We start from the raw sequence: 12,629 nt of genomic DNA, 5'->3' as shown, positions 1-12,629 counted from the left end.
TTGCTTGTTTTATGTTAGATTTCTTTTGCAAATTAGAATCCAAAATTTGCAAATCATTCAAATTTGTTACATTTTGTATCATTTGAAGCAGTTTTTGATAAAAAAAGATTTTTTCCTCTAAATTACGCGCTTGTAGATGAATATTTTTGGCTTTTTTAGCGAGCTTTTTGGAGTTTTCAAAGAAAATTTGCGCTGTATGGCTTAAGGAATGCGCTTGCGGAGGCAAGGTAATTTTCTCATTTTCTAGGCAGATTTCGCGCCCCTTAAAATCTGGATACAAATAAAGATTTCGCAAAATCAACTGCCCTAAATCCGCTTCTTTTTTTGCATTGTTTTCTAGGGCATTTTTATCCTCTAAGGATTCCAAATGGTATTGTAATTGGGTTATTTTTTGGGTAATTTGCGCACTAGACTTGGCAATTTTTGCTTGCAATTCTTTTGCCTTTAGAATCTTAAAGTTGTTTTCAAATGCGGCAAAGAGTTCCCCTTCGTCTTTTAGTATCGGTGCGTTTGTAGGCTGTGGTAATGGCAAAAGCGACTTTGCGATTCTCACTTCGCGGAAAGATTGCTCTTTGGTAAGATGTCGCAGGGCATCTAGTACGATATTTTGGGAATCTAACAAAATCAGATTCGTATTTTTACCCGTAAATTCAGCCTGCAAAACGACTTGGGAAGTCTTGTAACTATTTTTTGTCTCCAAAACAAGCTGCAAAATACGATTATTTCCATCTATCTTTGCATCTACAATCAAGGAATTGAAGCAGTATTTTTGCAAGCTTTTATCAAAAGGAGCTTGATAAACTTTAGAGGAAATAAGCATTTCTTGCGTGATAAAAATCGTGCTTTTGCCCTTGCTTAAATCCACAAAAAACAAATTGCTATTGATGTCAAACTTAAACAAATTATCCGCGATTCTATAAATGGAGCGCAATTTCAGCGGTGGGGTTTGCTTCAAATAATGCGCAAATTTCTGCAATGTCAAGAGATTCATATTAAAATCTTAAGATTTTTTGTATTGATTGCCCTCAATACATTTTGTGGCAAAATCCAACGCTTCTTTTGTGATTTCATTACCACTAATCATACGCGCAATCTCGCGGATTCTACCCTCTTTGTCCAAAGGAATAATGCTTGAACCTTGTGCGCCTTTTTGAATCAAAAAATGTGTATCGGCTAAACTCGGCATATGGGACTGATGAGAAATCGCAAAGACTTGATAATTTTTAGAGAGTGTCTTAAGGGCTTCTGCAACCCCTTGAGATTCCTCTCCGCTTAAATTCGCATCTACTTCATCTAGAATAATAATGGCTTGATTTTTTTCTTGCACGCTTTGAGTAAGCAAAAGCGCAAGACGAAATCGGTTAAACTCCCCTGCACTAAGGTTTTTAAGCGCAGTGTTTAGGGAAATCTCCAAGATTTGATTGCCAAAAGGCAGATAGGATTCCACCTCCTCAATGGGGCGCAAAGCAACTTTTGCTTTGGGCATTTTAAGAGATTCTAACGCATTACTTAAAGTTTCTTTAAAGCTAGCAAGCTGTTTTTCTCGCATCTTTTGCAAAGCATTTGCGCTCTCCACCAAGCTTTTTTTAGCAGATTCAAATTGTGCCATAGAATCCTTTAGAATAGAATCCAAATTCTCGTATTTTTCTAATTCTTTCTTTTTGGATTCTAAATATTCCAATGCCTCCTCTACGCCCCCATATCTATGCTTTAATGCACTTAAGGCTTCCAAGCGATTCAAAATCTCTTCGGGGTTCATACTTTCTAGCTCGCCCAATCTCTCACTTTCTTGCTCGCACAATGCCTCTAACTCATTTAAGGCATTCAAAATCGTATCATTTTCGCTACCAAGCAAGTTTAGAAAATGGGAAACTTTGGAGCGATGACTCAAAAACTCTTGCACCCCTTGCAAGCTTTCATTGATTTTTTCTTTCTTTGAAATTTCTTTTTTAAGCTCCAAAAGCTCCTCATACTCTCCTTTTTTGGGATTAAGGGATTCTAACTTTTGAATCTCAAAGCGCACAAATTCTTTCAATTCTGCAACTTTTAATGCTTCCTCTTGCAGTTTTTTAAGTGCAGCCTTTGCGTCTAAAAATTGCGCAAAAGAATCCCTATAAGCCTGCAATAAAGCCTTGTATTTAGAATCTCTAGAGGAACAAAAGGAGTCAAACACCAAAAATAAATTTTCTACACTTATCACATCGTCTGCTTTGGTGCTTAAATGCTTCAAAAAGGGAGCAAAAAGTGCCTGAACTTTCTTTTTGGGAATATTTTGTGCATTCAAAAAAAAGCGAATCTTGTCTTTTTTGGTCAAAGTCAAAACTACCTCTCCCTCATCAATTAACCCCTTAAACTCCTCTCCAAACCCTTGTAATTCCAAAGTCGCTTCCAAAACTTGTGCATTGCATTCGCGCAAACCAAAAAGAGCAAGCACCGATTCCATAAGCACAGATTTTCCCGCTCCACTCGCCCCGCTAAAAACATTAAAATGTGTGCTGGGAGAAAAAGTGATTTGTTTAAAAATTGGAGAATCTTTAATGGTGATTTGATGAAGGAGCAATTTTTGCATTATTCAAAATCTCCCCAATGGAATTTTTCTTTTAGGATTTTGAAATAATCCCAATGCGCATTGTGAATCAGCTTCACGCCATTGTCTTGAACGCGAATCGCGATTTTCTCACCAAACTTTAAAGGCTTGCTCTCTTGTCCGTCAATTACCACATTACAACGCCCTTGCTCACCAAGCTCTACTTGAATCTCAAAACTGCTTGGCAAAATCAGCGGACGCTGTGTCAAAGAATGCGCACAAATGGGTGTTAAAAGCAAATTGCGCGAAAAGGGATAAACCACCGCGCCGCCTGCGCTAATATTATACGCAGTAGAACCCGTAGGTGTGGCGATAATCAATCCATCGCCATAATACGCATTAAAATATTCTCCATCAATATATGCTTTTAAATAAATCATAGAAGCTTCGTTTAAACGCGTAAGAATAATGTCATTTAAGGCAAAAAAACTCGCATTGTTCTTTTGATTATTTTGTATTTTTCCCTCTAGCATTATATGATTTGCGATATTGTAATTTCCCATTTTAAGATTAGGTAAAAAGGATTCTACTTCCTCTTTTTGCAAATCCGTAAGGAATCCCAAATGCCCCATATTAATGCCCAAAATGGGCTTCCCAAACGCAAAAGAGCGTCGTGCGGTGGAAATCAATGTGCCGTCCCCTCCAATGGAAATTAACGCATCGCATTGCGTGCAAAGCTCTTCAAAGTTCAACCCACGCATACCAATCATTCCCGCGCTTAAAGAATCCAAAATAACATTAAAACCTAAATCCAAAGCTAAACTTTGAAATTCTAAAAAATAAGCTTTTAATTCTGGAGTAGAAGGGCGCAAAAATACGCCCAAAGTGTGAATAGGAGGATTTAAACTCATTTTATTCAACAAAATAAGCTTTAATGCTGTATCCGCGTTTATTTTCTAACTGCAAGCTTGGACCCTCAAATACGGTTGCATTGGGGATTTTGTCATTAATTGCACGAATCGCATTCCACGCGCGAAAGCTTGCAAGCCCCTCTTGCTTAAGCTCTGGCGACAATCCACGATAAGGATTTGTATCTACGATTCCTTGCACCTCAAAGGCAACGACGCGTTTGTCTGCTTGCAATTCTTTATCTACTTTTGTCGCAATGGAAAGCAAGCAACTTTGTGGAATCTCCCAAGTTCCAACTCCCATAGAAAAACATTCGGCAATGATTTGTTTTTTAGGCTTAATTGTGTAACGCAATCTCGCCATTGTATTGGAATTTGCACTATTTGCGTTTTGCATTTCTTTAACAGACAAACTCAAACTATCTACGGACTGCGAAAGCGTTGCAAGCTCTTTTTCTTTTTGGTAGAGTGCTTCTTGCAAGCGTTTAATCTCCTCCTCTTTAGCAAATTCACTTGTAGCCTCTCTTTGTGATTCTACGATTCCATTTGGAATATCAGGCTGTGTTTGAAATCCCAATATCTGTTGTGCTTTGCCTAATAGAGCTTCTCCACTAGGTTGTGTAAGAAAATAATATCCTCCACCAAAAATCAATCCAACTAGCACAATAAGCAAAAACAAATAAGCCAAAAAACGTCCCTTATTAGAATCCTCTTGGGAATCCTCTAAAGAATATTCCACATATTCTTTTTCCTTTGGTTTTGTAGATTGTTTCTCTTGTGGCTCGTCTTTAAATTCCTCAAAACTATCAAAAATATCATCTGGAATCGTGGCAGAAAATACATCGTCATTTAAATTGGTTTCTTTTTGTGTTGCATTAGACATTTTTCGCTCCCTATGCTACGCGTTTGAAATTGGATTTAATATTTTCATACGCTTCGTTGATTAAGCGGAATTTTTCCGCATAGCCATCAATAATTTTTTTGTCTTGTCCATAAACATTGTCTGGGTGATAGATTTTAGCAAGTTCAATATAACGATTTTTCACACATTCAAAATCATCATTGTAACCACAACCTAGAATCTTATAGCTTTTTTTGAGGATTTTTTCCTCTTTGGTTAAATATTCCTCAAAACATTCAAAAGTATTATGCGTTTTGAAAGTCTCATAATCAAAATCTAGCACAATATTATGAATCACTTTAATAGAAAGCGCTCCGATGAGCTTCTCCCAAAAATAAGGACTGCTAGAATCCAAGAAAATTTCCTGTCTTGTATAGCTTAACACAAACTCTTGAAATAAAGAGCTTAAATATCTTCTTGCAAGACGACTTGGGCGATTGAGTTTCAAACATACCTGCGAATTACCAAAAGAGCTTTGAATAATCTGCAAAGACACGATAATATGTTCTAATACTGCCCGATTTTCAATCATCTTAATACGAATAGGCAAATAACTGCTATCAATAATTGTTTGGAAATCCTCGCTGTCTTTTTTGGCTTCCTCTTGCATTGCGACATGATATGCCCAATTCAAAAAATAGTCTTTTTTGTAACGTTCGCCATCGTCCAAGATTAGTACGGAGCTTGAAAGACGATAGGCTTTGGAAAAATGCTTATAAGCAAAATCCACCGCACGTTTTAGAAATTGCGATTCTTTTTCAATGCTGATTTGAATGTATGGCTCTAAGAGCTCTACTTTCATAAACTTCCCTTCAGTCTTTATCCTAAATTTGCCGCCATTATTGGTGCGTTAAAGTAGATTAAGCAATTCTAATTCCACTTTTTATTTTTGCACATTAATGCTCTTTTGCTCTGCTTTAATTGCTATCAGATTTCGTATAATTTTATCTATTTCTTTCTTAAGTTCAAAAGAGGCTTGCGTAATTAATTGTATTTTATCCTGTGTCGTTTGTTCGTTTTGATTCAAAAACTGCGCATAAGTTTTTTTAAGGCAATTCATTGGTCCAAAAAGACGCGCTTGGAATTGTTCAAAGCAAAAAGTTTCGTTTAAACTCTCCCGCACATTTTCCAAAGTCGGATTAAACAAGGCAAATTCCTCTTGATTCTCACCGTGTTTCGTGATTGCATTTTTAATCTTTAAATCCAAACGATTCAAAGTCAAATCTATTGCATTGTTGTAGCTAAGAGCTAGAAAATTGCTTAATACATTCAATTCACTGCGCAAATAAGAAGTTGCCACAAGTGCATTTTTGTTAAAATCATCTAGTAGATTTTCGTAACAATTTTGAGCAAATTCTCGCAAATCGCCCAATGCTTGACTTTGGGGTGCAACAAGATAAAGTTCAATACTCTTAGGTGCGTTATGCTGCCATTTTGCCAATTCTTGTTTTAAAGCATTGGTATTTTGCCCAATAGAGCGCACAAATAAATCCAAAAAGTTCTTAATTTTTACACTTAGTGCCTTATAATCTTTCACTAATTGCGTATCTTGATTTTGCAATTCTATGCGCAGCTTTTCTATCGGGAGAATCACCACTTCTTTATTGGTTTCAACAGATTTTGTGCGCAAAAGACCTTTTTCTTTTTGTGCAAAAGTAAAGGATTTTTTCTCCAATGCGCTAAAGATTCTTTGCGCAAGCGTATCTAGCCACAAATCTAGCCCGATATATAAATCATTAAAGATTTTTTGTTCTTTTTCTTGCGAAAGAGCGCAATTTGCAATACATTCTTGTAGGTTTTTTTGCAAAGTCCTTTGCAAGATTAAATAACATTGGTTAATTTTATGGTATTGCAAATGCAACAAAATGTGCATTTCACGAAGTTTTTTAAGTGTGCTATAAGATTTAGCAAAGCTCGCTTTAGGCTTAATAGTTTGATTTAGAAAGTCAAAAATCAAAGGCATATTAGAATCCCGCATTCGCTGTTCTGTATTTTGAGAGTTTAATGTTTCTAATTCCTGCCAGATTCCCTCTTGCAGATTCTGATAAGTTGCGCTCAAGGATTCCATAACATCTTGTGGATTTTGAGAGTTTTTAGAATCCTCATTGGAATCCTGCAAGGCAAGTGTTTGGATTGTTTGCGCAAAAGAAAGAAGTTTGTTTTCAAGAAATTTTTGAGGAGTATTTAATCTTGCGCTTAATGCGAGTTTGGCAGAGATTGGAATCACTTCAGAGAAAATTCCCTCAAACGCCACTTTTGCATATTCCAAACTTGTTTGCACCTCTTGTTCGTCTTTTAGTCTATCCTTTTGATTCAAAACACAAAGACTTTTTTGCGCAAAATTCGTAATAAATTCCTTAAGTAACGCTTTTTCACTATTTTTTCCCGCATTATCAATCAGGGTAAGCCAGATGATTCCATCTACATTTTCTAAGATTTTCAATGTCGTGTGCGTATCATCAGAATTTTGAGAATTAAAGCCCGGTGTATCCAAGAAATTAATTTCTTTCAAAAACAAAATCGGGGCATAAAGACAAAAGTGATGAATATTTTGAGAATTTTCGCGCGAGAGTTTATGCAAAAAATCTATATTTTGCAAGACTTTGCGCCCATCTTTATAGAGGATTTCTAAAATATAATCCTCTCCATAGCAGATTTTGCATACTTTTGAGGTAATTGGGGTAATCCCTGTGGGCAAAATATCTTGCCCCAAAAGCGCGTTTAAAAAAGTGCTTTTACCGCTTGAAAACTGCCCAATAATCGCAATTTGCATAGGCTCTGCTTCTTTTTGTTGTAAATTTTCAAAAAAACTCAAAGTATAATCATTAGGATTAAGATTGTCTTGGCAAGCAAGAATTAATCTTTGCGTAGGAGATTTTTGTGTAATTTTTGCTTGCAAGATTTCACATTCTTTTAAATATTGTTTTAGCATTTTGCGCTCCTTGTAGCATAGCTTTGCAAGGCTTTAAAACTCTGCAAAGCCTCCTCTAATGCTGCTTCGTTTTGATTCAATAAACTTTCTTTTTGGGATTTTTCTTGCGCGCTATTTTGCGAATTTTGCAAGGCATTTTGTAAGATTCTTGCCTTGTTTTCTAGGTCTGTTTTTAAATTTACCTCTAAATCCTCAAGAAAATTTTTGAAATTCTCTGTGAGTTTGGATTCTAATGCTTTGTTTTGCGTGATAATCATCGCAAAAAAATCCACAAATCCCGCTTCAAAATCTAAATCCAATGCGCTTTTAAGCTCGCTTCTTTGATTTTTGCCAAACTTTTGCACGGATTTTGTGATAGATTTTAGAATCTTTAATGCAGTTTTTCTTAAAAGACTTTCATCAAAATGAAGATGAAAATTCCCCAAAATGCTAGCGTCTTTCTCTCCTCCTTGCGCCTGCGTTTCAAACTGACTTTGTAACTGCATAATCTTTTTATTTAAACTTTGGGTGCAAAAACGCAAAATATCACTTAAAGTATCTTTTAACCCCAAATCCAAGATTCTTTGCAATCGCTCATAACTTGGCGTTTTACCTTTGTCATAATCATAAACAATATCCGCAAAAATCCTTTCACTCAAAACATTTTTAGACAATTCTAGCTTTTGATTAAGTTCCTTTTGCAAAGTCTCAAGATAAGTTTGTAATTGTTGCGTCGCGTTGTTTAGGGATTCTTTGGTTTCTTGAAGTTTTGTTAGGCTTTGTTCTTGCTCTACTTTGGCTTCCTCTATAAGTTTTTGAATCTCACTTTCTTTCGCAAAAAGCAAGCTTTTTTCCAAAACGCAAGCTGATTTGATGTTTTCAAAAACCCGCACAAACCCTTGCGCGCTTAAAAAAATCAAGTCCTTTGCTTTGGTGCTATTGCTACCTAGCAAAGTTTGATTGAGATAATCAAGCAACGCATTGAAATTGGAAGATTCTAGGCTGAAGCCTAATTCTTTTGCCTTTTGTGGATTGGTTTGAGCAAGCAAGGCAGGATAGCTTGCAAGCGCAATAAAATCTACTCTTTGGAGCATTAATTCTGCATTATCTTTAGACATACTCTGACTTAAGCGCGCCCTAATGCTCTCTTTTGTGTAATTCAGAGCAGATTCTAATTCTTTTGCTTCTAGTAAATCCGCGTGTGTTAGGATAATCAAAATCCTTGAGAGATTCGCATTTTGCAAGGTTTGCAAAATAAAATCCACATCAATTTGTGTTGCACTCTGTGCCGCATTCATCGCGTGAATGAGCAAATCACAACCCAAAATATAGCCTTTGGTGATTTCCTCTCTTTGCACGATAGGGTCATCAAGTCCGGGCGTATCTACAATTTCTACTTTATTTTCCAAGAATTTAAGAGGTGTAAAAAGCGTGGTTTCCTTGATGAGATTGCATAATCTACTAGAATGATTTGCCGAAGTGTATTTGGGTAAATCTTGCAAAGAAATCTTTAAACTCTGTGTAGAATCCTGCACAAACTTTTCCAAAGCCTCCTTAAACTCCATATTTTCCAAAAGTTCATTCAATGCAGAATCCTCTATCGTGGATTTTAAATCCTCCCATTCTGCCTTATTCCAAAAACTCACTTGCGCACTAGGCGTTTGGGAGTATTTTAGAAGCGTCAAGCTTGCAGTTTCTGGAATCGTAGAGCTACCCAAAATCTCCTGCCCCAAAAGCGCGTTTAAAAGCGTGCTTTTCCCCGCACTTAACACGCCTGTGATTCCAATAGAAAAATGCTGATTTTTAAGCTTTAGCAAAAGAGATTCCAACTCCGTCAAACTTGAGGAGAGATTAAGGAGATTCTGTGCTTGCATTGCCTGCAAAACTTCCCTTTTTTGCTCTAGGAGTTTTAGACTATTTCCCCAAAAATCTTGCAAAAAGCTTGAATCCAAAGCGGATTCTTGTTGTTTTTCTAAAGTCTCTGTTTCTTTGATTTCTTGATGTGCAATCCACTCTAAATGGGCTTTGATTTGTTCTAAAAATTCTCCTTTTGCAACCTTGTGTTGCTCTAGCAAAGCAAGGTTTTCTAAGACTTTTTTAAGCAGATTCTGCGTTCTTTTTGGTTCTCTTTCAAAGGCTTTATGGATATTTAAAAGCAAGGTGTATTGCACCTGCAAGATTCCTTTAAAGCTTAGGGTTTTGCAATATTTTTCACAAAGATTTTGCAGCACAGCACTCTGCCAAAAAACATTAAAACTATGCAAATCTTGACTTAAAAAAATCGCTACAATCTCACTTGCTTTTTCACTTTCTAAAATATGCAAATTCCCTAGCGGCACAATTTCTTTAAAGATTGATTCCAAATATTCCCCTAACTGATTCATTTTATCTCCTTAAAGATTGGACTAATTTTATAAAACATCAACGCACTTGCGAACAAAATTCCACTCAAAAACAAACAAAGCACTTCCCAACCAAAATGATAATAAAGATAACTCGGCATTGTCGTGCCAATCGTGCCTCCCGTATAATAAAACGCGAGATACAAGCCATTTGTGATTCCTTTTTTCTCACTAGAAATAGAATTTACGAACGCGGATAAAACCGAATGCACAATAAACATTCCAATACAAATCACAAACACCGCAAAAAAGAGCCACCAAAAGCTTTTAATCAGCATAATCAAAGGTGCGATTCCAAAAACCACAAAGCCAAAAATGATTGCACGCAAATCCCCTCCAAGCAGGCTTTTAATGCGCCCAACCAAAAGCGCGGTAACAATGCCGATAATATATCCTAGATACAAAAAACCAATCTGCGCGGGGGTAATGTCTGGGTTTAAGGCTTTGATTTCAAAAGGCATAAAGTTTAGCGCGCCTTGAAAACAAAACAACACCAAAAAAGCCCCCGCATAAAGTGCCGCATATCGCTTATCTTTTAGCAGTTCCAAAACGATTTTAGGTGTGATTTTGGCGTTTGCCATTTGGGAGCTTTGAGGAATCTTAAAAGATAAAATTGCAACGATTAAAGTAGTGATTCCAAGCGTGGCAAAAGTGAATTGCCACGAGGAAATAGAAGTAATAAACCCCCCTGCCACACGAGAAAGCACACCGCCAAAAACCGTAGCGGCAACATAAAGACTAACATATTTTTGTATATTTTGCATATCAATACGCATTAAAGTTGTCAAAGTCGCTGTCAAAGCAGCTGGAATCGCAAGTGCCTCCAACAAGCGCAAAGCAAGAAAAGTTCTATAATCTTGCGCAAAACAAAGCAAACATTGAAAAACGCCAATCATTCCCAAAGAGGCAAACAACACCTTGCGCGTGTCAAATTTTTCTAACAAATAACCATAAACAATGGGAGCAAAGGCAAGTGCAAGCAACACAACAGAAGTAAAAAGCGTAACTTGCGCGATAGAGATTCCAAACTCTTCCATAAAAAGAGGTTGCATAGGCTGTGTGATATAAAGGCTAGAAATCGTTACCATAGCACTTAGTAGGACAACCAATAAAATATAAGTTTTCAAATTTATTCCTAAAGTTTTATAAAATTTTAAAATAAATTTGCTAAAGATTCTTTGATTTTGGGATTTTTTTCATTTCATTTTCTTATCAGCTAAACTATTTTTATTAAAAAATTTTGAAGTATAATTTTGCAGGGTGTTACCACAGGTCCAACACCCTGTGGTAAAATCTATGCCCAAAAAGGACATATGATGAGTATCACTAAATTCATCATCGTGGCAATTATACTGCTTTGTATAATTGTTGTCAAGGTTTATTAGCCTCGCCCTGCTTTTGCAGGGTGATGATGGATTGAACCTGTGGATTCTTACTCTTACAATTTCTTTTTTATCTTTGCTATTCTGCCACCTTATCATTGCGAGAATCGCTTGCGATTCGTGGCGTGCAAATGCGTAGCATTTTTACCCGCTTTAGAGCAAATCCATAATATAGAATCTCGCTTTTTAAGATTCCATTGTAAAGATAATTTATGTGATATTATAGAAAGTTGTGGGGAAAGTTGTAATGACGAAAAGTCCATAAAATAAAAAAGGTTAGTTAAGCCATAAGCCTAACTAACCTAAAGTAGTGAAGTCTCGCAATGAGATTAGAAGTTGTATCTTACTTCTACACGCACTCTTTGGCGAGTTTCATCGTCGTGAGTTCTACTATTTCTAATGTCTGTTTGTTGTGGTTGATTTGGTCCTCCTGTAGGGTCAAATGCAGCTCTTAGATAATCTGGTTTATCCGTCATCAAATAAGCATAGTAACCACTGATTGTAAGGTTTTTGTTGTGCTTCCAGCTGATTCTTGGAGTGATTTCTTGGAAATCAATGTCTTCGCTATTTCTATAGCCTTTCCATTTTGTTTCGTTGTTACCCCAAACATAATCTAAACCGATTCTTAATCTGCTATCAATCATAGAATAACCAATCGCACCATAGAATACGCTGATTTCTTGCTCACTACCAAATCCTGCTACACCGCGAGGCAATAGAGCAGAAGTGCTGATTCCTGTTGCATCATTTTGCCACCATAGAGCACCTGCATATTTAAATGCTGTTCCATCATCATTAAGTGTAACTGCTGTTCCGTCTTGGAAGTTTGTAACCCAACCAAGTTTTACATCTAATGGGAAATCATATTCTTGAGCGAAGTTTGCACCTAAGTTGATGACGAATAAGTCGTTTGCTTCAGAGATATTTGCTCTGTTGGTTGGAACACCTTGAATAGAAGCTGTTCCAGCCACATTACTTGTTGGGTGTAATGCACCTAAAATAGAACTATTGCTATTGTCTAGTTTAGCTAAAGCATATTGTAATGCAACATCAAAGGTAGCATTGTTCCAGCTTAATTCACCAAAGCCTAGTGCATCTACTGCATCTTGGATATAGAATCCCCAAAGTTGAGCACCAAAGTGTCCATAGTCCGTATCTACACCATAAATACCTGCTAGAGCATAAAGAGGTTTAGTTACAGATGTTCCTAAGTTATTACCTAAATCATAACCTTTATGAACATCATCAATACTCCAAGAGTCAAATGCACCTGCTGCAAAAGTGAAGCCTTCTAAGTCGCTGTTTAGAACTAGGATACCTGTTCCTCTATCGTCATCCCCTGCATTTGTTACAGGAGTAGCCAATCTTTGCTTACCGATAATCACTGTGGTAGCTGTATTGTCTGGAGTAATGACTGCGTTGAATGTGCTTACACCAAAGCTTCCGTCTTTACCTGAACCTAGACCTGAACCTAGACCGGGATAAGTGTTTCCGTGATTTACATTTTGTGATTCATTGTTATAAAGAATCCCGAAGTTGAATGCAACATTATCAGCTACAGGAGCTTTGAAGTCTGCTACTGCTTTCCAGCGGTGAGT

At 36.8% G+C, this 12,629-nt stretch carries 11 protein-coding genes; 2 read left to right on the top strand and 9 right to left on the bottom strand.

Features of this window, described 5'->3' with window-relative positions; translation table 11 throughout:
• The 8 genes from K2N75_RS07335 to K2N75_RS07300 all read right to left on the bottom strand — a co-directional run.
• The coding region (locus K2N75_RS07335) for an NFACT family protein (protein ID WP_297681163.1) at positions 1-991 on the bottom strand (991 nt) is incomplete at its 3' end.
• 9 nt (positions 992-1,000) lie between these two features.
• A complete protein-coding gene (locus K2N75_RS07330) occupies positions 1,001-2,569 on the bottom strand; it encodes a DNA repair protein (protein ID WP_297681165.1) in 1,569 nt (522 codons plus the stop codon).
• Positions 2,569-3,450, bottom strand: coding sequence for an NAD(+)/NADH kinase (locus K2N75_RS07325; protein WP_297681167.1), 882 nt, complete (start codon positions 3,448-3,450; stop codon positions 2,569-2,571). Before K2N75_RS07325 ends, K2N75_RS07330 begins: the two co-directional genes overlap by 1 nt.
• The gene (locus K2N75_RS07320; protein WP_297681169.1) at positions 3,440-4,318 is read right to left on the bottom strand and encodes a hypothetical protein; all 879 of its coding nucleotides are present in this window, start codon (positions 4,316-4,318) and stop codon (positions 3,440-3,442) included. Before K2N75_RS07320 ends, K2N75_RS07325 begins: the two co-directional genes overlap by 11 nt.
• A gap of 10 nt (positions 4,319-4,328) precedes the next feature.
• Positions 4,329-5,138: a J domain-containing protein gene (locus K2N75_RS07315; protein WP_115551606.1), complete on the bottom strand. Its 810-nt coding sequence runs from the start codon at positions 5,136-5,138 to the stop codon at positions 4,329-4,331.
• 81 nt (positions 5,139-5,219) lie between these two features.
• A complete protein-coding gene (locus tag K2N75_RS07310; RefSeq protein ID WP_297681171.1) occupies positions 5,220-7,268 on the bottom strand; it encodes a dynamin family protein in 2,049 nt (682 codons plus the stop codon).
• Complete coding sequence (locus K2N75_RS07305) at positions 7,262-9,631, bottom strand: dynamin family protein (RefSeq protein ID WP_297681173.1); 2,370 nt, start codon at positions 9,629-9,631, stop codon at positions 7,262-7,264. Before K2N75_RS07305 ends, K2N75_RS07310 begins: the two co-directional genes overlap by 7 nt.
• A complete protein-coding gene (locus K2N75_RS07300) occupies positions 9,628-10,776 on the bottom strand; it encodes an MFS transporter (RefSeq protein ID WP_297681175.1) in 1,149 nt (382 codons plus the stop codon). Before K2N75_RS07300 ends, K2N75_RS07305 begins: the two co-directional genes overlap by 4 nt.
• Positions 10,777-10,902: 126 nt before the next feature.
• Between K2N75_RS07300 and K2N75_RS07295 the strand changes: the two genes are divergently transcribed.
• Together K2N75_RS07295 and K2N75_RS07290 are read left to right on the top strand one after the other, a co-directional pair.
• A complete protein-coding gene (locus K2N75_RS07295; RefSeq protein WP_297681177.1) occupies positions 10,903-11,034 on the top strand; it encodes a hypothetical protein in 132 nt (43 codons plus the stop codon).
• A gap of 39 nt (positions 11,035-11,073) precedes the next feature.
• Positions 11,074-11,301 carry a hypothetical protein gene (locus tag K2N75_RS07290; protein ID WP_297681179.1) on the top strand — a complete coding sequence of 76 codons (228 nt, stop codon included), beginning with the start codon at positions 11,074-11,076 and terminating at the stop codon, positions 11,299-11,301.
• Between the two features lie 59 nt (positions 11,302-11,360).
• Here K2N75_RS07290 and K2N75_RS07285 read toward each other — a convergent pair.
• A partial coding sequence (locus K2N75_RS07285; RefSeq protein ID WP_300120241.1) for a major outer membrane protein occupies positions 11,361-12,629 on the bottom strand: 1,269 nt, incomplete at its 5' end.

It is taken from the genome of Helicobacter sp. (genome assembly GCF_029067145.1).
Lineage (GTDB): Bacteria > Campylobacterota > Campylobacteria > Campylobacterales > Helicobacteraceae > Helicobacter_D.
Note: the sequence above shows the minus strand (reverse complement) of the source record. Positions and strands in the feature narration are given on the sequence as shown.